Annotated in this window: 17 protein-coding genes; 16 read left to right on the top strand and 1 reads right to left on the bottom strand. The window is 59.1% G+C overall.

Going from position 1 to position 22180, the window contains the following annotated elements:
• Positions 1-124 precede the first annotated feature (124 nt).
• The 9 genes from rpsA (at position 125) to NR795_RS03140 (ending at position 10680) form a co-directional block, all read left to right on the top strand.
• Positions 125-1798, top strand: coding sequence for a 30S ribosomal protein S1 (gene rpsA, locus NR795_RS03100; RefSeq protein ID WP_042392425.1), 1674 nt, complete (start codon positions 125-127; stop codon positions 1796-1798).
• Between the two features lie 125 nt (positions 1799-1923).
• On the top strand, positions 1924-2211 hold the full coding sequence (gene ihfB / locus NR795_RS03105; protein WP_042392427.1) for an integration host factor subunit beta: 288 nt from the start codon (positions 1924-1926) through the stop codon (positions 2209-2211).
• Positions 2212-2386: 175 nt separating this feature from the next.
• The gene (locus tag NR795_RS03110; RefSeq protein ID WP_257757103.1) at positions 2387-4645 is read left to right on the top strand and encodes a ComEC family protein; all 2259 of its coding nucleotides are present in this window, start codon (positions 2387-2389) and stop codon (positions 4643-4645) included.
• 36 nt (positions 4646-4681) lie between these two features.
• A complete protein-coding gene (gene msbA, locus NR795_RS03115) occupies positions 4682-6430 on the top strand; it encodes a lipid A ABC transporter ATP-binding protein/permease MsbA (RefSeq protein WP_144812967.1) in 1749 nt (582 codons plus the stop codon).
• Positions 6427-7404: a tetraacyldisaccharide 4'-kinase gene (gene lpxK / locus NR795_RS03120; RefSeq protein ID WP_144812965.1), complete on the top strand. Its 978-nt coding sequence runs from the start codon at positions 6427-6429 to the stop codon at positions 7402-7404. The genes msbA and lpxK overlap by 4 nt, the downstream gene beginning before the upstream one ends.
• Positions 7405-7446: 42 nt before the next feature.
• Positions 7447-8679, top strand: a complete 1233-nt coding sequence (locus tag NR795_RS03125; protein ID WP_257757105.1) for a winged helix-turn-helix domain-containing protein — start codon at positions 7447-7449, stop codon at positions 8677-8679.
• A 52-nt stretch (positions 8680-8731) separates the two neighbouring features.
• The gene (locus NR795_RS03130) at positions 8732-8914 is read left to right on the top strand and encodes a Trm112 family protein (protein ID WP_042392435.1); all 183 of its coding nucleotides are present in this window, start codon (positions 8732-8734) and stop codon (positions 8912-8914) included.
• Entirely contained in the window at positions 8911-9657 is a 747-nt protein-coding gene (kdsB, locus tag NR795_RS03135) for a 3-deoxy-manno-octulosonate cytidylyltransferase (protein ID WP_257757106.1), read from the top strand. Before NR795_RS03130 ends, kdsB begins: the two co-directional genes overlap by 4 nt.
• A gap of 129 nt (positions 9658-9786) precedes the next feature.
• Positions 9787-10680: a YcbJ family phosphotransferase gene (locus NR795_RS03140; RefSeq protein WP_144812956.1), complete on the top strand. Its 894-nt coding sequence runs from the start codon at positions 9787-9789 to the stop codon at positions 10678-10680.
• Here the strand turns inward: NR795_RS03140 and elyC are convergent.
• The gene (elyC, locus tag NR795_RS03145; protein WP_144812953.1) at positions 10657-11436 is read right to left on the bottom strand and encodes an envelope biogenesis factor ElyC; all 780 of its coding nucleotides are present in this window, start codon (positions 11434-11436) and stop codon (positions 10657-10659) included. The genes NR795_RS03140 and elyC overlap by 24 nt on opposite strands.
• Before the next feature lie 118 nt (positions 11437-11554).
• Here elyC and cmoM point away from each other — a divergent pair, with 118 nt between their 5' ends.
• From cmoM to NR795_RS03180, 7 genes are all read left to right on the top strand, one after another.
• Entirely contained in the window at positions 11555-12349 is a 795-nt protein-coding gene (gene cmoM, locus NR795_RS03150; RefSeq protein ID WP_257757110.1) for a tRNA uridine 5-oxyacetic acid(34) methyltransferase CmoM, read from the top strand.
• Positions 12342-13664 carry a chromosome partition protein MukF gene (mukF, locus tag NR795_RS03155; RefSeq protein WP_257757112.1) on the top strand — a complete coding sequence of 441 codons (1323 nt, stop codon included), beginning with the start codon at positions 12342-12344 and terminating at the stop codon, positions 13662-13664. Before cmoM ends, mukF begins: the two co-directional genes overlap by 8 nt.
• Positions 13645-14352 carry a chromosome partition protein MukE gene (gene mukE / locus NR795_RS03160; protein WP_144812944.1) on the top strand — a complete coding sequence of 236 codons (708 nt, stop codon included), beginning with the start codon at positions 13645-13647 and terminating at the stop codon, positions 14350-14352. The genes mukF and mukE overlap by 20 nt, the downstream gene beginning before the upstream one ends.
• A complete protein-coding gene (mukB, locus tag NR795_RS03165) occupies positions 14349-18803 on the top strand; it encodes a chromosome partition protein MukB (protein WP_257757118.1) in 4455 nt (1484 codons plus the stop codon). The genes mukE and mukB overlap by 4 nt, the downstream gene beginning before the upstream one ends.
• Positions 18804-18981: 178 nt before the next feature.
• Positions 18982-20760 carry a L,D-transpeptidase gene (gene ldtD, locus NR795_RS03170; RefSeq protein WP_257757119.1) on the top strand — a complete coding sequence of 593 codons (1779 nt, stop codon included), beginning with the start codon at positions 18982-18984 and terminating at the stop codon, positions 20758-20760.
• A gap of 183 nt (positions 20761-20943) precedes the next feature.
• Positions 20944-21492 (top strand): YcbK family protein, encoded by a 549-nt coding sequence (locus tag NR795_RS03175; RefSeq protein WP_257757121.1) that lies wholly within the window; start codon positions 20944-20946, stop codon positions 21490-21492.
• Positions 21493-21516: 24 nt separating this feature from the next.
• Positions 21517-22164 (top strand): MBL fold metallo-hydrolase, encoded by a 648-nt coding sequence (locus NR795_RS03180; protein ID WP_144812931.1) that lies wholly within the window; start codon positions 21517-21519, stop codon positions 22162-22164.
• The last annotated feature ends 16 nt before the right edge of the window (positions 22165-22180 follow it).

Below are 22180 nucleotides of genomic sequence, written 5' to 3' on the forward strand. Positions count from 1 at the left end.
TAGTAAAATTATGTAGTAGCAAGATTATGTAGTACCCCCGCTGCAACGGAGTGACAGCGGGTATGTGAAACAACCCCATCCGGCATGGAGCCAGGTGGACGTTATATTAACCTGAAGATTAAACATGACTGAATCTTTTGCTCAACTCTTTGAAGAATCCTTAAAAACAATCGAAACCCGTCCGGGTTCCATCGTTCGTGGTGTTGTTGTTGCTATCGACAAAGATATCGTACTGGTTGACGCCGGTCTGAAATCTGAGTCTGCCATTCCGGCAGAGCAGTTCAAAAACGCCCAGGGCGAGCTGGAAATCCAGGTTGGTGACGAAGTTGACGTTGCACTGGATGCAGTAGAAGACGGCTTCGGTGAAACTCTGCTGTCCCGTGAGAAAGCTAAGCGTCACGAAGCTTGGATCACGCTGGAAAAAGCTTACGAAGACGCTGAGACTGTAGTTGGTGTTATCAACGGCAAAGTTAAAGGTGGCTTCACTGTTGAGCTGAACGGTATTCGTGCGTTCCTGCCAGGTTCTCTGGTAGACGTGCGTCCGGTACGCGATACGCTGCACCTGGAAGGCAAAGAGCTTGAGTTCAAAGTGATCAAGCTTGACCAGAAACGCAACAACGTTGTTGTTTCCCGTCGTGCGGTTATCGAGTCTGAAAACAGCGCAGAGCGCGATCAGCTGCTGGAAAACCTGCAGGAAGGCATGGAAGTTAAAGGTATCGTTAAGAACCTCACTGACTACGGTGCATTCGTTGATCTGGGCGGCGTTGACGGCCTGCTGCACATCACTGATATGGCATGGAAACGCGTTAAGCACCCAAGCGAAATCGTGAACGTTGGCGACGAAATCACTGTTAAAGTGCTGAAGTTCGACCGCGAGCGTACCCGTGTATCCCTCGGCCTGAAACAGCTGGGCGAAGATCCGTGGGTTGCTATCGCTAAACGTTACCCGGAAGGCACCAAGCTGACCGGTCGCGTAACCAACCTGACCGACTACGGCTGCTTCGTTGAAATCGAAGAGGGCGTTGAAGGCCTGGTGCACGTTTCCGAAATGGACTGGACCAACAAAAACATCCACCCGTCTAAAGTTGTTAACGTTGGCGACGTAGTGGAAGTAATGGTTCTGGATATCGACGAAGAACGTCGTCGTATCTCCCTGGGCCTGAAACAGTGCAAAAACAACCCGTGGCAGCAGTTCGCGGAAACCCACAACAAGGGCGACCGTGTTGAAGGTAAAATCAAGTCTATCACTGACTTCGGTATCTTCATCGGCCTGGACGGCGGCATCGACGGCCTGGTTCACCTGTCTGACATCTCCTGGAACGTTACAGGCGAAGAAGCAGTTCGTGAATACAAAAAAGGCGACGAAATCGCAGCGGTTGTTCTGCAGGTTGACGCAGAGCGTGAGCGTATCTCCCTGGGCGTTAAGCAGCTGGCAGAAGATCCGTTCAACAACTACGTTGCCCTGAACAAGAAAGGCGCAATCGTAACCGGTAAAGTGACTGCAGTTGACGCGAAAGGCGCAACCGTAGAGCTGGCCGACGGTGTTGAAGGCTACCTGCGCGCTTCTGAAGCGTCCCGTGACCGCGTTGAAGACGCAACTCTGGTTCTGAGCGTTGGCGACGAAGTTGAAGCTAAGTTCACCGGTGTTGATCGTAAGAACCGCGCCATCAGCCTGTCTGTTCGTGCTAAAGACGAAGCTGACGAGAAAGATGCAATCGCTACTGTTAACAACAAACAGGAAGAAGGCAACTTCTCTAACGCTATGGCTGAAGCGTTCAAAGCAGCGAAAGGCGAATAAGTTACCCTCGGGTAGCTTGACAGATTACAAGATTAGTCCTGTAATCAATAACAAAGGGCGGCTACGGCCGCCCTTGTCTAATCTGCTGTTAGTAAATATTCCTGATTAAGGAAACCGGAGGAATCATGACCAAGTCAGAATTGATCGAAAGACTTGCAAGCCAACAATCTCACATTCCGGCTAAGTCTGTAGAAGACGCTGTGAAAGAGATGCTGGAGCATATGGCCTCGACCCTGGCCCAGGGCGAGCGCATTGAGATCCGCGGTTTCGGCAGTTTCTCTCTGCACTATCGGGCACCACGCACCGGGCGTAACCCAAAAACAGGTGATAAAGTGGATCTGGAAGGCAAATATGTCCCACACTTTAAGCCGGGTAAAGAACTGCGCGACCGCGCCAACATTTACGAAGAGTAGGTTTTACGCCGTACCGGCGAAAACGTACTTCTCTGAAGAGAGCACCTGCGGGTGCTTTTTTCATTTCTGTCGTTCGCGATTTTTCTATCGCTTCTGAAGCTGCCTCGTAAAACCGAAAAGCCATAGCCGACAGCGCCGCCCGATGCCTGCATACTCGCGGCACAAGGAGGTGGCTATGAGTCTGCCCGCCGTTGCATGTTGTCTGATTACTGCCGTTTTGCCCCTGCTATGGCTTCCAGCCCTGCCAGAAATCAGTGGAGTCGTGGCTATCATTGTTGCTGGCTGCCTGATGGGAGGCTGGCCGCGAGTCCGTTGGCTGGCGCTATGGCTGCTCTTTTTTGCCTGGGGAGTGCTGGCCGCACAGGAGGCCGTCTGGCCAGCAAAATCGCTGCCGGGGGCAACCCAGCGGGCGGTGGTAAAGATTGTCGCCACCGACGGTATGACCGCCCATCGGGGCATTATCGAGCAGCTGGACGGCAGGCGGCTCTTCCCTGCGCCAGGGATTAGACTGTACGGGCAGTATCTGCCTCAGCCAGGCTGTGCCGGACAGCGCTGGGAGATGACGCTGAAAGTGCGTGCCGTACACGGACAGCTTAACGATGGCGGCTTCGATACCCAGCGCTATGCTATAGCCCAGCATCAGCCGGTAAGCGGGCGGTTTATTCATGCCACGCCGATCGATCTTCGCTGCGACCTGCGCGCCCGCTATCTCGCCTCTCTGAGCGAGACGCTGGCACTTTACACGTGGCGACCGGTCATGCTGGGGCTAGGCATGGGGGAGCGCGCCGCGCTAAGTGCCGATGTTAAAGCCCTGATGCGCCAGACCGGCACCGCACACCTGATGGCCATCTCCGGTTTGCATATTGCTCTGGCGGCGTCTTTGGGCTGGCTGCTGATGCGCGGCCTACAGTTTTTCTTGCCTGGCAACAGGATCGGCTGGCGGCTGCCGCTGCTGTTTGGTCTTGCCTGCGCGATTTACTATGCCTGGCTTACCGGTATGCAGCCGCCAGCCCTGCGTACGGCGGTGTCTCTCGTCGTCTGGGGCGCGCTACGCCTCTCGGGTCGACAGTGGTCGCCCTGGCAGGTCTGGCTCTGCTGCGTAGCCGCGATCCTGTTTATCGATCCCGTAGCTATTCTCTCCCAGAGTCTGTGGCTCTCCGCGTTTGCCGTCGCCGCGCTGATCTTCTGGTATCAGTGGCTGCCGCTGCCGCCCCTGCCAGGAGGGCATATCGTGCGCAGCGTCCTGAGCCTGCTGCATTTGCAATTGGGCATGATGATCCTCCTCCTGCCCATTCAGGTAGCCATTTTTCATGGCATCAGCCTGACCTCAATCGTTGCCAATCTCATTGCCGTACCGCTGGTGACCTTTGTCACCGTGCCGCTGATCCTCACTGGCATGCTGCTGCATCTGAGCGGCCCCGCGATCGTCGAGAGCGGCAGCTGGCTGCTGGCGGACAGAACCCTGGCGTTGCTGTTTTGGTTTTTACGCCAGCTGCCTGACGGCTGGTATGACATTGACCAGCGCTGGCAGGGACTGGTCTGGCTCCCGTGGGTGGCGATAGCGCTTTGGCGGCTACGCATCTACACCAAAGCGCCGTTCCTTGGCCTGACGATTGTTGTGCTGCTGGCGCTGCCGCGCAACCGCGCTGCCCGCAGCGATGAGTGGGCCGTACACATGCTGGACGTAGGGCAGGGGCTGGCGATGGTCATTGTCCGCAATCAGCGCGCCATGCTCTATGACACCGGACTGGCGTGGCCGGGCGGGGACAGTGCCCAGCAGCTGATCGTTCCGTGGCTACGCTGGCATCATCTTAAACCTGATGGCGTTATCCTCAGCCATGAGCACCTCGATCACCGGGGCGGGCTGGAGACGCTGCAAAAAGCGTGGCCGGAGATGACCGTGCGCAGTCCGCTGGGGTGGGGCGGACATCTGCCCTGTTTTCGCGGCCAGCGCTGGCAGTGGCAGGGTCTTAACTTTACCGCACACTGGCCGCTGGCGGGGGAGGTGGCGAAAGGAAACAACGGCTCCTGCGTCGTTAAGGTCGATGATGGTCAACAGAGCATCCTGCTTACCGGCGATATCGAAGCCCCTGCCGAGCAGCGCATGCTGAGCCGCTACTGGCAGCATCTACAGGCTACACTTATCCAGGTTCCACACCACGGGAGCAGCACCTCTTCGTCGCTGCCGCTTATTCAACGGGTCAACGGCGAGGCGGCGCTGGCCTCCGCCTCGCGCTATAACGCCTGGCGACTCCCCTCAGCAAAAGTGATTCGCCGCTACCGGCAGCAGGGCTACCGCTGGTACGACACGCCGCATGCAGGGCAAACGAGCATCTACTTTTCTACCAAAGGCTGGAAGATCCTCAGCCTGCGCGAACAACTTTTCCCCCGCTGGTATCATCAGCGGTTTGGCGTCCCTGCAGATAACGGGTAGAATATGCGGCTATTTCAACAAGTGCTGGTTTTTTGAATGCATAACGACAAAGATCTCTCTACGTGGCAAACGTTCCGCCGCCTCTGGCCAATGATTGCACCTTTCAAAGCGGGTCTGTTCGTGGCGGGGGTCGCACTGATCCTTAACGCAGCCAGCGATACCTTTATGCTATCGCTTCTGAAACCGTTGCTCGATGAAGGTTTTGGTAAAACGGACCGCTCCGTGCTGCTGTGGATGCCGCTGGTGATCATTGGGCTGATGATCCTGCGTGGGATCACCAGCTACATCTCTAGCTACTGTATCTCATGGGTTTCCGGCAAAGTGGTGATGGGCATGCGCCGGCGCCTGTTCAGCCACATGATGGGCATGCCCGTCGCCTTCTTTGACAAACAGTCCACCGGGACGCTGCTCTCCCGTATCACCTATGACTCTGAGCAGGTTGCCTCCTCCTCATCTAACGCGCTGATTACCGTCGTGCGTGAAGGGGCGTCAATTATTGGCCTGTTTATCATGATGTTCTACTACAGCTGGCAGCTGTCGGTGATCCTGATCGTGCTGGCCCCAATTGTCTCGATTGCCATTCGTGTGGTATCGAAGCGTTTTCGTAACATCAGCAAGAATATGCAGAATACGATGGGGCAGGTGACCACCAGCGCAGAGCAGATGCTCAAGGGCCACAAAGAGGTGCTGATGTTTGGCGGCCAGCAGGTCGAAACCGAGCGCTTTGACAAGGTGAGCAACAAGATGCGCCTGCAGGGGATGAAGCTGGTCTCCGCCTCCTCGATCTCCGATCCGATCATTCAGCTGATCGCCTCTCTGGCGCTGGCCTTTGTGCTCTATGCGGCGAGCTTCCCCAGCGTGATGGAGACCCTGACCGCCGGGACCATCACCGTGGTCTTCTCCTCGATGATTGCCCTGATGCGTCCGCTGAAGTCGCTGACCAACGTTAATGCCCAGTTCCAGCGCGGCATGGCTGCCTGTCAGACGCTGTTTGCCATTCTCGACAGCGAGCAGGAGAAAGACGAAGGCAAGCGCGACATTGAGCGTGCCGAAGGCAACCTGGAGTTCCGCAACGTCACCTTTACCTATCCTGGGCGTGAAACCCCAGCGCTGCGTGACATCAACCTGAACATCGCCGCAGGCAAAACCGTGGCGCTGGTGGGGCGTTCAGGCTCGGGTAAATCAACGCTTGCCAGCCTGATCACCCGCTTCTATGACACAGACAGCGGCGAGATCCTGCTGGACGGCCACGATCTGCGCGAATACAAGCTGCACTCCCTGCGTAATCAGGTGGCACTGGTATCGCAGAACGTGCATCTGTTTAACGACACGGTGGCGAATAACATCGCCTATGCGCGCACGGAAGAGTACAGCCGGGAGCAGATCGAGACCGCTGCCCGTATGGCCTATGCCATGGACTTTATTAGCAAGATGGATAACGGTCTCGATACCATTATCGGCGAGAACGGCGTGCTGCTCTCCGGCGGCCAGCGCCAGCGTATCGCTATCGCCCGTGCCCTGCTGCGCGACAGCCCGATCCTGATCCTCGACGAGGCCACCTCAGCGCTGGATACCGAGTCTGAACGCGCTATCCAGGCCGCGCTGGACGAGCTGCAGAAAAACCGCACCTCGCTGGTGATCGCTCACCGTCTCTCTACCATTGAGAAGGCGGACGAGATCGTGGTCGTTGAAGATGGTCGCATCGTTGAGCGCGGTAGCCATGATGAACTGCTGGCTCAGCAGGGTGTTTATGCCCAGCTGCATAAGATGCAGTTTGGCGCATGATAGCCCGCATCTGGTCAGGCGAATCACCGCTGTGGCTACTGCTGCTGCCGCTCTCCTGGCTCTATGGCCTGGTGAGCGGGGCAATTCGTCTCTGCTACCGGCTGGGCATTAAAAAAGCCTGGCGCGCACCGGTGCCGGTGGTGGTCGTGGGTAATCTCACGGCGGGCGGCAACGGCAAAACGCCGGTGGTGATCTGGCTGGTTGAGCAGCTGCGGCAGCGCGGCGTGCGGGTTGGCGTGGTCTCTCGCGGCTACGGCGGCAAGGCGGATAGCTATCCGCTGGTGCTGGACCCACAGACAACCACGGAGCAGGCGGGCGACGAGCCGGTGCTGATCTATCAGCGTACCGGTGCACCGGTAGCGGTCTCCCCGGTGCGCAGCGACGCGGTGAAAGCCCTGCTGGACGCGCACGATCTCCAGCTTATTGTGACCGACGACGGACTCCAGCACTACCGTCTCGCCCGCGATAAAGAGATCGTGGTGATCGATGGCGTACGCCGATTTGGCAACGGCTGGTGGCTGCCTGCCGGACCGATGCGCGAGCGGGCCTCCCGTCTGCGCTCCGTCGATGCGGTGATAACCAACGGCGGTGAGGCGCGGGCGGAAGAGATCCCGATGCGCCTGCAGCCGGGTCTTGCCGTGAACCTCAAGAGCGGCGAGCGCCGTCCGGTTGCTGAACTTCCCGCCGTGGTCGCTATGGCCGGGATTGGTCATCCGCCGCGCTTTTTCCAGACTCTGGCCGACTGCGGCGCAGCGGTAGAGAACACCGTTGCGCTGGCCGATCATCAGGCGCTCAGCTATTCACAGGTGAGCGGGTTTATTCAACCCGGCCAAACGCTGATAATGACCGAGAAGGACGCGGTCAAGTGCCGCGCCTTTGCCGACGAGAGCTGGTGGTATCTGCCTGTTGACGCCCGTCTGGAGGGCGACAAACCGGAACGCCTGCTACAGGATCTGCTCACTCTTGTGCGCTAGCGGCACAGTGCCGACAGCGCCCTGTTAACCACGGGAACCCGTATGTCTGTGCCGCAACTCTCGCTTACCGCCGCCCGTCATCTCCATCTTGCCGCCCAGGGCCTGCTGAAAAAGCCGCGCCGCCGCGCCAGGCCTGCCGATATTCTGTCTACCATTCAGCAGATGTCGCTTCTGCAAATCGACACTATTAATATCGTGGCCCGTAGCCCCTACCTCGTACTGTTTAGCCGCCTCGGCGACTACTCGCCGTCATGGCTCGATGAGGCGCTGCGCCGGGGGGAGCTGATGGAGTACTGGGCGCACGAGGCCTGCTTTCTGCCGCGTGAGGATTTTGCCCTGGTACGCCACCGCATGCTGGCCCCGGAAAATATGGGCTGGAAGTACCGCGCGGCCTGGATGGATGAGCACGCGGCTGAAATTGAGCAGCTTATTGCCCATATCCTTGAGAATGGCCCGGTGCGCTCGGCGGATTTCGCTCATCCGTGCAAAGGCAGCAGCGGCTGGTGGGAGTGGAAGCCGCATAAGCGACACCTTGAGGGGCTGTTTACCGCCGGTAAGGTGATGGTGGTTGAGCGGCGCAACTTTCAGCGCGTCTACGATCTGACCCACCGCGTGATGCCCCACTGGGATGACGAGCGGGATCTTCTCTCCCAGGCGGTGGCGGAGGATCGGATGCTGGAGAAGAGCGCCCGCAGCTTAGGTCTTTTTCGCCCCGCCTGGCTGGCGGACTACTATCGTCTGCGCCAGCCGGCACTGCCCGCGCTGATGGCGCGCTGGCAGGCTGAGCAGAAGGTGGTGCGCGTAGAGGTTGAAACTCTGGGGGAGGCGTTTGTGCATACCGACCTGCTGTCCGAGCTTGAGCTAGCGCAGGCGGGCAGGCTGAACGCTACCCACAGCGCGGTACTCTCGCCTTTCGATCCGGTGGTGTGGGATCGCAAGCGCGCCGAGCAGCTCTTTAACTTTACCTACCGGCTGGAGTGCTACACCCCGGCACCAAAACGGCAGTATGGCTATTTTGTCCTGCCGCTGCTGCACTGCGGGCAGCTGGTCGGGCGGATGGATGCCAAGATGCACCGTAAAACGGGCGTGCTAGAAATTATCGCCCTTTATCTGGAGCCAGACATCAAGCCGGGCCGCAGGCTGGAGAGCGGCCTCACAACGGCCATTGAGGATTTTGCCCGCTGGCAGGGCGCGCGGCAGGTGGTCTGCAAACGCCTCCCGGACGGGCTCTTTACCCACAGGCAAGGCGAATGGGAAATTGCCGCTGTGGATTAGGGGAATATGATAACATTTAAGGCATACCACTTTCGGTCCCTCAGGAGGAACTATGGATCACCGTCTACTCGAAATCATTGCCTGCCCGGTCTGCAACGGTAAGCTCTACTACAGCCAGGATAAACAAGAGCTGATCTGTAAAGTCGACAGCCTCGCTTTCCCGGTGCGGGAAGGTATTCCGGTACTGCTGGAAAACGAAGCTCGCCCGCTCGCAGCCGAAGAGAGCCGTCCATGAGTTTCGTTGTTATCATTCCTGCGCGTTATGCTTCAACCCGCCTGCCGGGTAAGCCGCTGGTGGATATCAACGGCAAGCCGATGGTCGTGCACGTACTGGAGCGGGCGCGCGAGTCCGGGGCGGCGCGAATTATTGTTGCTACCGATCATCCTGACGTGGCGCTGGCCGTCGAAGCGGCCGGGGGCGAAGTGTGCATGACCCGCGCCGATCACCAGTCGGGCACCGAGCGGCTGGCAGAGGTGGTGGAGACGTGCGGCTTTAGCGATGACACGGTCATCGTTAACGTCCAGGGCGACGAGCCGATGATCCCACCGGCGATTATTCGCCAGGTGGCGGAGAATCTGGCCCAGCGCCAGGTTGGGATGGCGACGCTGGCTGTGCCGATCCACAGCGCGGAAGAGGCGTTTAACCCTAACGCGGTTAAAGTGGTGATGGACAGCGAGGGCTACGCGCTGTACTTCTCCCGGGCGACCATTCCCTGGGATCGCGACCGCTTCGCCCAGTCGCGCGAGGCTATCGGCGATAACTTCCTGCGCCATATCGGTATCTACGGCTACCGGGCCGGGTTTATCCGCCGCTACGTCACCTGGCAGCCAAGCCAGCTGGAGCAGATCGAGATGCTGGAACAGCTGCGTGTGCTCTGGAACGGGGAAAAGATTCACGTTGATGTGGCGCAGGCCATCCCCGGCACCGGCGTGGATACCGCAGAAGATCTCGCCCGCGTGCGCGCTGAACTCCGCTAGTTCCTCTCTCCCCTCCGCCCGGAGGGGAATTTCTACACTTTCTACCGCTGTTTTGATCTTATCAGGATGACATCTCTGTGACGGAAGCCCATTATAAAAAGTAAGGGTATTCGTAAGGGGGAAACGTGAATGGAACAACTACGTGCCGAACTGAGCCACCTGCTGGGGGAAAAACTCAGCCGCGTGGAGTGTGTTAACGAGAAGGCGGACACCGCGCTGTGGTCACTGTACGACAGCCACGGCCACCCCATGCCCTTGCTGGCGAGAAGCTTTACCACGCCGGGTCTGGCGCGGCAGCTGGCGTGGAAGATGTCGATGCTGGCCCGCAGCGGTACGGTTCGCATGCCGGTGGTCTACGGGGTGATGACCCATGACGAGCACCCCGGCCCGGACGTGCTGCTGATCGAGCGGCTGCGCGGCGTACCGGTTGAGGCTCCGGCCCGCACGCCGGAGCGCTGGGAGCAACTCAAAGATCAGATCGTTGAGGCGCTGCTCGCCTGGCATCGGCAGGATAGCCACGGCTGTGTCGGCGTGGTGGACAGCACCCAGGAGAACATCTGGCCCTCATGGTATCGCCAGCGGGTTGAGGTGCTGTGGAACACCCTCAATCAGTTTAAAAACACTGGCCTGACAATGCAGGATAAACGGATCCTGTTCCGCACCCGGGAGTGCCTGCCCAAACTCTTTGAAGGCTTTAACGACAACTGCGTGCTGGTGCACGGCAATTTGAACCTGCGCAGCATGTTAAAAGATGCCCGCACCGATCAGCTGGTGGCGATGGTAGGGCCAGGCGTCATGCTTTGGGCGCCGCGGGAGTACGAGCTGTTTCGCCTCTCCGACAGCGCGCTGGCAGAAGGGCTGCTGTGGCACTATCTCCAGCATGCCCCGGTTTCCGAGTCGTTTATCTGGCGGCGCTGGCTCTACACGCTGTGGGACGAGGTGGCGCAGCTGGTGAACACCGGCCATTTCAATCGCGCCAATTTTGACCTCGCCTCAAAATCACTCGTGCCGTGGATCGCCTGACGAACCCTTAAGCCACTGCCAGACGCGCCCCAGCGTCTCATAGCCGACTCGGTCGCTGTGCATCAGCCACACCGGGGAGGGGATAATGCGCTCCCAGGGGTTAAGCGGTGAGTCGATCGCCAGCTGGTTAGCCGGTGCGGGCAGGGGATGTAAGCCTGCGTGGCGGAAAAAGATCATCGCCCTGGGCAGATGCGACGCCGAGGTCACCAGCAGAAACGGCGTCTCACCGATAGCCTGCTTCACCGCGGCGGCCTCCTCTTCGGTATCTTTGGCACTGTCGAGTGTCATAATGTCGCTACGCGGGATGCCCAGCGTTTCAGCCACCCGCGCCCCGGCCTCGGCGGTGCTGACCGGGTTGGTGACCGCCGGTGCCCCAGTGAAGATCATTTTGGCGCCTGGATTTTGCCGCCACAGGCGTACCGCCTCGGTCAGACGCGGCAGGCTGTTGTTGATGAGGTTGGAGCTGGGTGCCCACGTATCGTTCCAGGTGTAGCCCCCGCCGAGCACCACAATGTATTTCACCTGCTGGGTGCCGCGCCAGGTAGGGTAGGTCTGCTCTATCGGCCTGAGCATACCGTCCGCCACCGGTTGAAGGCTGATCAGCACCAGCGCCAGCCAGCCCGCGCTCATCAGCGCCTTACCTGACTTCTGATAGCGGGTAAACCAGACCAGCGCCAGGCCAATCCCCATCAGCAAAAGCAGCAGCGGCAGGGGCAGCAGCATCCCACCAATGTATTTCTTCAGCGTAAAAAGCATGGCTTCCGTTTCCTTTTTGACCATACAGCAGGTTATTCTGTGGATCTTACACCAGATAGGTTCCTTCTTAACGTGGCTGTGACAAAATAGCGGTTTTGCCAGGATCGCGGAGTAGCAGATGCAGGATCGCAATTTCGATGACATCGCGGAGAAGTTTTCCCGCAATATCTATGGCACGACGAAAGGGCAGCTTCGTCAGGCGATCCTGTGGCAGGATCTTGACGCGCTGCTGGCGACCTTTGGCCCACGACCGCTGCGTATTCTCGATGCTGGCGGCGGAGAGGGGCAGACGGCCATCCGGCTGGCGAAGCTCGGTCATCACGTCACCCTGTGCGATCTGTCGGGTGAGATGGTTGCCCGGGCCAGCGCGGCGGCGGAGGCGGAAGGTGTGATCGACAACATGCATTTTATCCACTGCGCCGCTCAGGACATTGCCCAGCACTTGGAATCGCCGGTCGATCTGATATTGTTCCATGCCGTGCTGGAGTGGGTCGCCGAGCCGGTTGCCGTACTGCAAACCCTCTGGTCGGCGCTGCGTCACGGCGGCGCGCTGTCGCTGATGTTTTACAATGCCAACGGCCTGCTGATGCGGAACGTGCTGGTCGGCAATTTTGGCTATGTGCAGCAGGGCATGTACAAAAAGAAACGGCGGACGCTTTCACCGGACTTTCCGCGCGATCCGCAGCAGGTTTACGGCTGGCTCGAAGAGATGGGCTGGCAGATCACCGGTAAAACCGGTATCAGAGTTTTTCACGATTATCTGCGCGATAAGCAAAAACAGCATGACTGTTTTGCTGCACTCGTGGAGCTGGAGACGCGCTACTGCCGTCAGGAGCCCTACCTGAGCCTGGGCCGCTATATACACGTTACCGCGCAGAAGCCGCAGGTAGATACAAGGATTAACGATGAGTGAATTTTCCCAGACAGTCCCCGAACTGGTTGCCTGGGCCAGAAAAAATGATTTCTCGATCGCGCTGCCGGTGGACAGACTCTCCTTTTTGCTGGCTGTCGCCACCCTCAACGGCGAGCGACTCGATGGCGAGATGAGCGAAGGGGAGCTGATTGACGCGTTTCGTCACGTCAGCGAGGCGTTTGAGCAGACCAGCGAAACCATCGGCGTGCGCGCCAATAACGCCATCAACGATATGGTGCGCCAGCGCCTGCTGAACCGCTTTACCAGCGAGCAGGCCGAGGGGAACGCCATCTACCGTTTGACACCTCTCGGGATCGGCATCACGGACTACTACATCCGTCAGCGCGAGTTCTCTACGCTGCGCCTCTCGATGCAGCTCTCTATTGTTGCCAGCGAACTGAAACGCGCGGCTGACGCGGCGGCGGAAGGCGGAGACGAGTTCCACTGGCATCGTCACGTCTATGCCCCGCTCAAGTACTCCGTTGCGGAGATTTTCGACAGCATTGATTTGACCCAGCGGATTATGGACGAGCAGCAGCAGCTGGTGAAAGATGACATCGCCCAGCTGCTGAACAAAGACTGGCGGGCGGCGATCTCCAGCTGTGAGCTTCTGCTGTCGGAAACCTCAGGTACCCTGCGTGAGCTGCAGGATACGCTGGAGGCGGCGGGGGATAAGCTGCAGGCCAACCTGCTGCGCATCCAGGATGCGACCCTTGCCCATAACGATCTCGAGTTCGTCGACCGGTTGGTGTTCGATCTGCAAAGCAAGCTGGACCGCATCATCAGCTGGGGTCAGCAGGCAATCGATCTGTGGATCGGCTACGACCGCCACGTGCATAAGTTTATCCGTACCGCCATCGATATGGATAAAAACCGCGTCTTTGCCCAGCGCCTGCGCCAGTCGGTGCAGTCTTACTTCGATGCCCCATGGGCACTGACCTACGCCAGCGCCGATCGTCTGCTGGATATGCGCGACGAAGAGATGACGCTGCGCGATGAAGAGGTCACCGGCGAACTGCCACCGGCTCTCGAATTTGAAGAGTTTAACGAAATTCGCGAGCAGCTTGCCGCCATGATTGAAGCGCAGCTGGCGGTATATAAAACCAGAGAAGTGCCACTGGATCTCGGTCTCGTAGTACGCGAATATCTGGCGCAATATCCGCGGGCGCGTCACTTTGACGTTGCGCGAATTGTGGTTGATCAGGCGGTACGCCTCGGCGTAGCGCAGGGCGATTTCACCGGGTTGCCAGCAAAATGGCAGCCAATTAATGATTACGGAGCCAGGGTACAGGCGCATGTCATTGACAAATATTGAACAAGTGATGCCAGTCAAGCTGGCGCAGGCGTTGGCTAACCCGTTGTTCCCGGCGCTGGACAGTCAGCTGCGTGCCGGTCGCCACATTGGTCTTGATGAGCTGGACAATCACGCATTTTTGATGGACTTCCAGGAGTATCTGGAGGAGTTTTACGCCCGCTATAACGTGGAGCTGATCCGCGCGCCAGAAGGGTTTTTCTACCTGCGCCCGCGCTCCACGACGCTGATCCCGCGCTCGGTGCTTTCAGAGCTGGATATGATGGTCGGCAAGATCCTCTGCTACCTCTATCTTAGCCCGGAGCGCCTGGCCAACGAGGGCATCTTTACCCAGCAGGAGCTCTACGACGAGCTGCTGGCGCTGGCAGATGAGAGCAAGCTGCTGAAGCTGGTTAACAACCGCTCCACCGGCTCTGACGTCGATCGCCAGAAATTACAGGAGAAGGTGCGCTCCTCCCTGAACCGTCTGCGCCGCCTGGGCATGGTCTGGTTTATGGGGAACGACAGCAGCAAATTCCGCATCACCGAGTCGGTGTTCCGCTTCGGCGCTGACGTGCGCGGCGGCGACGATCTGCGTGAAGCACAGCTGCGCATGATCCGCGACGGCGAGGCCATGCCGATAGAGAACAACCTGCAGCTCAATGATGAGCAAGATGAGAACCAGCCGGACAGTGCGGAGGAAGAGTCATGATCGATCGCGGTAAATTTCGCTCGCTAACGCTGATAAACTGGAACGGCTTTTTTGCCCGCACCTTTGACCTTGACGAGCTGGTTACGACGCTGTCAGGCGGTAACGGGGCCGGTAAATCCACTACCATGGCGGCGTTTGTCACGGCGCTGATCCCGGATTTAACCCTGCTGCACTTCCGTAACACCACCGAAGCGGGGGCCACCAGCGGCTCGCGCGATAAGGGCCTGCACGGCAAGCTGAAGGCGGGCGTCTGTTACTCGGTGCTGGACGTGATCAACTCGCGCAACCAGCGCGTGGTGGTAGGCGTGCGCCTGCAGCAGGTCGCCGGGCGCGATCGCAAAGTCGATATTAAACCCTTTGCGATTCAGGGCCTGCCGACCAGCATTCAACCGACCCAGCTGCTGACCGAGACGCTCAACGAGCGTCAGGCGCGGGTGCTGAGCCTGACCGAGCTGAAAGAGAAGCTGGATGAGATCGAAGGCGTTCAGTTCAAGCAGTTCAACTCAATTATCGATTACCACGCCCTGATGTTCGATCTGGGCATCGTGGCGCGTCGCCTGCGCTCCGCCTCGGATCGCAGCAAGTTCTACCGTCTGATTGAGGCCTCGCTCTACGGCGGGATCTCCAGCGCCATTACCCGCTCGCTGCGTGACTACCTGCTGCCGGAAAACGGCGGGGTACGGAAGGCATTCCAGGATATGGAAGCCGCGCTGCGGGAGAACCGTATGACCCTGGAGGCGATCCGCGTCACCCAGTCGGACAGGGATCTCTTCAAGCACCTGATCAGCGAAGCCACCAACTACGTGGCCTCGGACTACATGCGCCACGCCAACGAGCGTCGGGTGCATCTCGATCAGGCCCTGGCCTTCCGTCGGGATCTCTTTACCTCCCGGTCGCAGCTGGCTGCCGAGCAGTATAAGCACGTTGAGATGGCGCGGGAGCTGCATGAGCACACCGGGGCGGAGGGCGATCTCGAAGCGGATTACCAGGCCGCCAGCGACCACCTGAACCTGGTGCAAACCGCGCTGCGTCAGCAGGAAAAAATTGAGCGCTACGAAGCGGATCTCGACGAACTGCAAATCCGTCTGGAGGAGCAGAACGAGGTGGTGGCAGAAGCCGCCGACCGCCATGAAGAGAACGAGGCCCGGGCGGAAGCCGCCGAGCTGGAGGTGGATGAGCTGAAGAGCCAGCTTGCCAACTATCAGCAGGCGCTCGACGTGCAGCAGACGCGTGCCATCCAGTATAACCAGGCGCTGGCCGCGCTGGAGCGCGCTCAGGCCCTGTGCCACATTCCGGATCTGACGCCGGAGAGCGCCCAGCAGTGGCAGGAGACCTTCCAGGCCAAAGAGCAGGAAGCCACTGAGAAGCTGCTCTCGCTGGAGCAGAAGATGAGCGTGGCCCAGACCGCGCACAGCCAGTTTGAGCAGGCGTATCAGCTGGTGGCGGCCATTAACGGTCCGCTCGCGCGCAGCGAGGCCTGGAGCGTCGCCCGGGAGCTGCTGCGTGACGCCGTTAACCAGCGCCACCTGGCAGACCAGGTGCAGCCGCTGCGGATGCGTCTTAACGAGCTGGAGCAGCGCCTGCGCGAGCAGCAGGAGGCCGAGCGTCTGCTGGCCGAGTTCTGCAAGCGTCACAACAAGCGCGTCGACCCCGATGAGCTGGAGGCCCTGCACCAGCAGCTGGAGGCGCAGATTGCCGCCCTCTCTGAGACCGTTGCCAACGCCGGTGAGCAGCGCATGGCCCTGCGTCAGGAGCTGGAGCAGCTGCAGGCACGTATTCAGCGCCTGCTGAAGCGTGCCCCGGTCTGGCTGGCCGCGCAGAACAGCCTCAACCAGCTCTGCGAGCAGAGCGGGCAAGAGTTTGAATCAAGCCAGGACGTAACGGAGTTTCTGCAACAGCTGCTGGAGCGCGAGCGCGAAGCCATTGTTGAGCGTGACGAAATCGGTGCCCGCAAGCAGGCGGTAGACGACGAGATCGAGCGTCTGAGCCAGCCAGGCGGGGCAGAAGATGCCCGTCTCAACGCCCTGGCGGAACGTTTCGGCGGCGTGCTGCTCTCTGAAATCTACGATGATGTCAGCCTTGACGATGCGCCGTACTACTCGGCGCTGTATGGCCCATCCCGTCACGCTATCGTGGTGCCGGATCTCTCTCTGATCGCCGAACAGCTGGAAGGATTAACCGACTGCCCGGAAGATCTCTACCTGATCGAAGGGGATCCGCAGTCCTTTGATGACAGCGTCTTTGCTGCCGACGAGCTGGAAAAAGCGGTGATCGTTAAGGTCGCCGATCGCCAGTGGCGCTACTCTCGCTTCCCGTCGCTGCCGCTGTTTGGCCGTGCCGCACGCGAAAGCCGTATTGAGAGCCTGCACGCCGAGCGTGAAACCCTGGCAGAGCGCTTCGCCACGCTGTCGTTTGATGTCCAGAAGACCCAGCGTCTGCATCAGGCCTTCAGCCGCTTTATCGGTAGCCATCTGGCAGTCGCCTTTGAGGACGATCCGGAAGCCGAGATCCGTACCCTGACCAGTCGTCGGGGCGAGCTTGAGCGCGCCCTCAGCGCTCACGAGAGCGACAACCAGCAGAGCCGTGCCCAGTACGATCAGGCCAAGGAGGGCGTCAGCGCCCTTAACCGCCTGCTGCCGCGCATCAACCTGCTGAGCGACGATACCCTGGCCGACCGCGTGGATGAGATCCGCGAGCGCCTTGACGAAGCCCAGGAAGCGGCACGCTTTATCCAGCAGTTCGGTAACCAGCTGGCGAAGCTGGAGCCGGTGGTCTCGGTGCTGCAGAGCGACCCGGAGCAGTTTGAACAGCTAAAAGAGGACTATGCTTACTCGCAGCAGGTGCAGCGTGAAGCGCGCCAGCAGGCGTTTGCCCTCACCGAGGTGGTGCAGCGCCGCGCCCACTTTAGCTATAGCGATTCCGCCGCGATGCTCACCGGCAACAGCGATCTTAACGAGAAGCTGCGCCAGCGTCTGGAGCAGGCGGAGAGCGAACGCGCCCGCGCCCGTGAGGCGATGCGCAGCCACGCCGCCCAGCTTAGCCAGTACGGCCAAGTGCAGGCATCGCTGAAAAGCTCTTATGACACCAAAAAAGAGCTGCTGAACGATCTGCATAAAGAGCTGCAGGAGATTGGCGTGCGGGCAGACAGCGGCTCGGAAGAGCGGGCGCGCATTCGTCGGGATGAGCTTTATGCCCAGCTCTCCGGCAACCGCGCGCGTCGCAACCAGCTCGAGAAAGCCCTGACCTTCTGCGAAGCGGAGATGGATAACCTGACCCGCAAGCTCAAGCGGCTTGAGCGTGACTACTACGAGAAGCGCGAGCAGGTGGTGACGGCCAAAGCGGGCTGGTGCGCGGTGATGCGGATGGTGAAAGATAACGGCGTTGAGCGTCGTCTGCACCGTCGCGAGCTGGCCTATCTCTCTGCCGATGAGCTGCGCTCGATGTCGGATAAGGCGCTGGGTGCGCTGCGTCTGGCGGTGGCGGATAACGAACACCTGCGCGACGTGCTGCGCATGTCCGAAGATCCGAAGCGCCCCGAGCGTAAGATCCAGTTCTTTGTCGCAGTCTACCAGCATCTGCGCGAGCGTATCCGTCAGGATATTATTCGCACCGACGATCCGGTTGAAGCGATTGAGCAGATGGAGATCGAGCTGGGCCGTCTGACGGAAGAGCTGACCTCCCGCGAGCAGAAGCTGGCGATCAGCTCCCGCAGTGCGGCAAACATCATTCGTAAAACCATCCAGCGCGAGCAGAACCGTATCCGCCAGCTCAACCAGGGGCTACAGAGCGTCTCCTTTGGTCAGGTGAACAGCGTACGTCTGAACGTGAACGTGCGGGAGACCCACGCTACGCTGCTGGACGTGCTCTCCGAGCAGCACGAACAGCATCAGGATCTCTTTAACAGCAACCGTCTGACCTTCTCGGAAGCGCTGGCGAAACTCTATCAGCGCCTGAACCCGCAGATTGATATGGGCCAGCGTACGCCGCAGACCATCGGTGAAGAGCTGCTCGACTACCGTAACTATCTGGAGATGGAGGTCGAGGTTAACCGTGGATCCGACGGCTGGCTGCGTGCCGAGTCCGGCGCGCTCTCTACCGGGGAGGCGATCGGTACCGGGATGTCGATTCTGGTGATGGTGGTGCAGAGCTGGGAAGACGAAGCCCGTCGTCTGCGTGGGAAAGATATCTCTCCATGCCGCCTGCTGTTCCTCGATGAGGCCGCCCGTCTTGATGCCCGCTCTATCGCCACGCTGTTTGAGCTGTGCGAGCGGCTGGAGATGCAGCTGATTATCGCTGCGCCTGAAAACATCAGTCCGGAGAAAGGTACCACCTATAAGCTGGTGCGTAAGGTGTTCAACAATCAAGAGCACGTGCACGTGGTGGGCCTGCGCGGCTTTGCCCCGCAGCTGCCTGAGCCGCTGCCCGGCACGGCGGATGCCAGCGTAACCTGACGGTTAATCGAGCAAAAGGGCGGCAGCATAGCCGCCCTTTTTTATTGCCTGCTGGCCCAACCAGCACCAGATCAATCTTTAATCTTCTTTACATTTTGCCGGGCAAATGTATTTTTGTCTTTATATACTCATAGAACCAGACGGATTAATCGATTCGTTTTTAAACAGGGGGCAAGGGATGTTGCTGAAGAAAAAAGAGAGTCGTCGGGTATCCGCGTTGAGTTTGTGCGTGGCCCTCACGTTTGCTCCGCTGTTTAACGCTATGGCCGATGAGCCAGAAGTTATTCCAACCGACAGCTCTGCCAGCATGGGCGTACAGCCTACGGCGCTGGCCGAGCCGCTGGTGCAGTCCCACGCTACCGCGGTGCTGGCGGGCGTAGAGGCGCTGGCCGATGCTGGCCTGATGGCCAAAACCCGTGCTGAAATCCAGGCTCAGCTGCCGGCAGGCTATACCCCGGTCTATATGAACCAGCTCGTTGCGCTCTATGCCGCCCGCGAGCAAAAAGCCATGTGGGACGATCGCGAGGCGGTTAAAGCGTTTCAGCAACAGCTGGCCGAGGTGGCAATCGCCGGTTTCCAGCCCCAGTTCACGAAATGGGTAGAGCTGCTGACCGATCCTGCTGTAACCGGTCAGGCCCGGGACGTGGTGCTTTCTGATGCCATGCTGGGCTACCTGCACTTCATCGCTGGTATTCCCGTTAAGGGCAATAGCTGGCTCTATAGCGCCAAACCCTATCAGCTGGCGACGCCGCCGCTGACGGTGATTAACCAGTGGCAGATGGCGCTGGATAACGGCCATCTGACCCCCTTTGTTGCCAGCCTTGCACCGCAGCATGACCAGTACTCTTTGATGCACACGTCGCTGCTGAAGCTAGTGAGTGATACTCAGCCGTGGCCGACGCTAAAGAGCACCGCCACGCTGCGTCCGGGACAGTGGAGCAACGATATTCCCGCCCTGCGCGAGATCCTCTCCCGCACGGGGATGCTGGATAACGCCGAGAACATCGTTCTGCCGGGGGATAAACCTAAAAAGGCGAAGTCTGCGCGCGGCGGCACCTACGATCCCGAGCTGGTGGCGGCGGTGAAACGTTTCCAGACCTGGCAGGGGCTGGGGAGCGATGGCTCTATCGGTCAGTCCACCCGCGACTGGCTTAATGTGACCCCCGCCCAGCGCGCAGGGGTGTTGGCTCTTAACATTCAGCGTCTGCGCCTGCTGCCGGGCACGATCTCTACCGGCATTATGGTTAACATTCCGGCTTACTCGCTGGTCTATTATCAGCAGGGTAACGAGGTGCTGGCCTCGCGGGTGATCGTCGGTCGTCCCGACCGTAAAACGCCGATGATGAGCAGCGCGCTCAATAACGTGGTGGTCAATCCGCCGTGGAACGTCCCGCCGACCCTGGCGCGCAAGGACATTCTGCCGAAGGTGTGGAACGATCCCGGCTATCTGGAGCGACATAACTATGTTGTGCTGCGCGGCTGGAACAGCAAAGAGACGATCGATCCGTGGCGGGTCGACTGGGGCACCATCACGCCGTCTAATCTGCCATTCCGCTTCCAGCAGGCTCCGGGCGCGCATAACTCCCTGGGCCGCTACAAGTTCAATATGCCCAGCTCGGATGCTATCTACCTGCATGATACGCCGAACCATACTCTGTTCCAGAAGAACGAGCGTGCGCTCAGCTCCGGCTGCGTTCGCGTGAATAAATCCTCCGAGCTGGCCAGCATGCTGCTGCAGGACGCAGGCTGGAACGATACGCGCATCTCTGACGCACTGCAGGAAGGAAACACGCGCTACGTGAATATTCGCCAGAATATTCCGGTGAACCTCTACTACCTGACCGCCTTCGTCGGCAGCGACGGGCGTACCCAGTATCGTACAGATATTTACAATTACGATCTGACCGCCCGTTCAAGCGCTGACGTTTTGCCGAAGGCGGAACAATTAATCAAATAAATGAAGTAGTTCAGATTAATCCATTCCCCAAATCACTGGTAAAAACGGGCTCTCCAGGCTACGCGGCCCGTCTTTACCACGCTTGACCTTCCTTGACGTAAGAATTTTTGCCCGGTAAGGTGCTTTTTCACGCGCCAGAAGTGCATTAATTAAGCAACCTTTTTACCTGTAGACCTGATTATCATGGATAAATTTGACGCTAATCGCCGCAAACTGCTGGCGTTAGGTGGCATTGCACTCGGTGCAGCCATCCTGCCAACGCCTGCGTTCGCTACCCTCTCTACGCCACGCCCACGGATCCTGACCCTCAGTAATTTACATACCGGAGAGTCAATCAAAACCGAGTTTTTTGACGGCAAGGGCTATATTCAGGATGAATTAGCTAAACTTAACCACTTTTTCCGCGACTATCGCGCCAATAAAGTGACGTCCATTGACCCTAAGCTTTTCGACCAGATCTACCGCCTGCAGGGCCTGCTCGGCACGCGTAAACCGGTTCAGCTTATCTCTGGCTATCGCTCTGTCGATACCAACAATGAGCTTCGCGCCCACAGCAGCGGCGTCGCCAAGCACAGCTACCACACTAAAGGCCAGGCAATGGATTTCCATATTGAAGGCCTCGCATTAAGCAATATTCGCAAAGCTGCGTTATCTATGGGAGCAGGTGGTGTAGGATATTACCCGCGCAGCAACTTTGTACATATTGATACCGGGCCGGTTCGGCACTGGTAACAGGGCTTAATGAAAAGGAGCAGTATGAACTATCGTCTTATTCCGGTTACCGCGTTTTCCCAGAACTGTTCTCTGATCTGGTGTGAGGAGACGCGTCAGGCCGCGCTGGTGGATCCCGGTGGTGATGCCGAGCGTATCAAAGAGGTGGTTGCCGCCTCTGACGTTACGCTGACGCAGATTTTGCTCACCCACGGTCATCTCGATCACGTGGGAGCCGCCGCCGAGCTGGCGCAACACTACGGTGTGCCTATTGTCGGCCCGGAAAAAGAGGATGAGTTCTGGCTGACGGGGCTTCCTGCCCAAAGCCGTATGTTTGGCCTGGAGGAGTGTCAGCCTCTGACGCCCGACCGCTGGCTGGATGAGGGCGAGAGCGTGAGCGTCGGCAATGTAACGCTGGCGGTGCTGCACTGCCCGGGCCATACGCCTGGCCACATTGTCTTCTTTGATGCGCAGTCGCGCCTGCTGGTCTCTGGGGATGTGATCTTCAAGGGCGGGGTAGGGCGCAGCGATTTTCCGCGCGGCGATCACGGTCAGCTGATCGACTCTATCAAGCGCAAGCTGCTGCCCCTGGGCGACGACGTGACCTTTATTCCCGGTCACGGGCCGATGTCGACCCTGGGCGAAGAGCGACTGCACAACCCGTTTTTGCAGGACGAGCAGCCGATCTGGTAGTTCGTCCCATAAAAAA

Source organism: Pseudescherichia sp. L3 (assembly GCF_024656065.1).
Classification (GTDB): domain Bacteria; phylum Pseudomonadota; class Gammaproteobacteria; order Enterobacterales; family Enterobacteriaceae; genus Pseudescherichia.

What these genes read in the sequence shown, in the direction of transcription:
- rpsA (WP_042392425.1), top strand. Translation starts at nt 125, where the DNA reads ATGACTGAATCTTTTGCTCAACTCTTTGAAGAATCCTTAAAAACAATC.
- ihfB (WP_042392427.1), top strand. Translation starts at nt 1,924, where the DNA reads ATGACCAAGTCAGAATTGATCGAAAGACTTGCAAGCCAACAATCTCAC.
- NR795_RS03110 (WP_257757103.1), top strand. Translation starts at nt 2,387, where the DNA reads ATGAGTCTGCCCGCCGTTGCATGTTGTCTGATTACTGCCGTTTTGCCC.
- msbA (WP_144812967.1), top strand. Translation starts at nt 4,682, where the DNA reads ATGCATAACGACAAAGATCTCTCTACGTGGCAAACGTTCCGCCGCCTC.
- lpxK (WP_144812965.1), top strand. Translation starts at nt 6,427, where the DNA reads ATGATAGCCCGCATCTGGTCAGGCGAATCACCGCTGTGGCTACTGCTG.
- NR795_RS03125 (WP_257757105.1), top strand. Translation starts at nt 7,447, where the DNA reads ATGTCTGTGCCGCAACTCTCGCTTACCGCCGCCCGTCATCTCCATCTT.
- NR795_RS03130 (WP_042392435.1), top strand. Translation starts at nt 8,732, where the DNA reads ATGGATCACCGTCTACTCGAAATCATTGCCTGCCCGGTCTGCAACGGT.
- kdsB (WP_257757106.1), top strand. Translation starts at nt 8,911, where the DNA reads ATGAGTTTCGTTGTTATCATTCCTGCGCGTTATGCTTCAACCCGCCTG.
- NR795_RS03140 (WP_144812956.1), top strand. Translation starts at nt 9,787, where the DNA reads ATGGAACAACTACGTGCCGAACTGAGCCACCTGCTGGGGGAAAAACTC.
- elyC (WP_144812953.1), bottom strand. Translation starts at nt 11,436, where the DNA reads ATGCTTTTTACGCTGAAGAAATACATTGGTGGGATGCTGCTGCCCCTG.
- cmoM (WP_257757110.1), top strand. Translation starts at nt 11,555, where the DNA reads ATGCAGGATCGCAATTTCGATGACATCGCGGAGAAGTTTTCCCGCAAT.
- mukF (WP_257757112.1), top strand. Translation starts at nt 12,342, where the DNA reads ATGAGTGAATTTTCCCAGACAGTCCCCGAACTGGTTGCCTGGGCCAGA.
- mukE (WP_144812944.1), top strand. Translation starts at nt 13,645, where the DNA reads ATGTCATTGACAAATATTGAACAAGTGATGCCAGTCAAGCTGGCGCAG.
- mukB (WP_257757118.1), top strand. Translation starts at nt 14,349, where the DNA reads ATGATCGATCGCGGTAAATTTCGCTCGCTAACGCTGATAAACTGGAAC.
- ldtD (WP_257757119.1), top strand. Translation starts at nt 18,982, where the DNA reads ATGTTGCTGAAGAAAAAAGAGAGTCGTCGGGTATCCGCGTTGAGTTTG.
- NR795_RS03175 (WP_257757121.1), top strand. Translation starts at nt 20,944, where the DNA reads ATGGATAAATTTGACGCTAATCGCCGCAAACTGCTGGCGTTAGGTGGC.
- NR795_RS03180 (WP_144812931.1), top strand. Translation starts at nt 21,517, where the DNA reads ATGAACTATCGTCTTATTCCGGTTACCGCGTTTTCCCAGAACTGTTCT.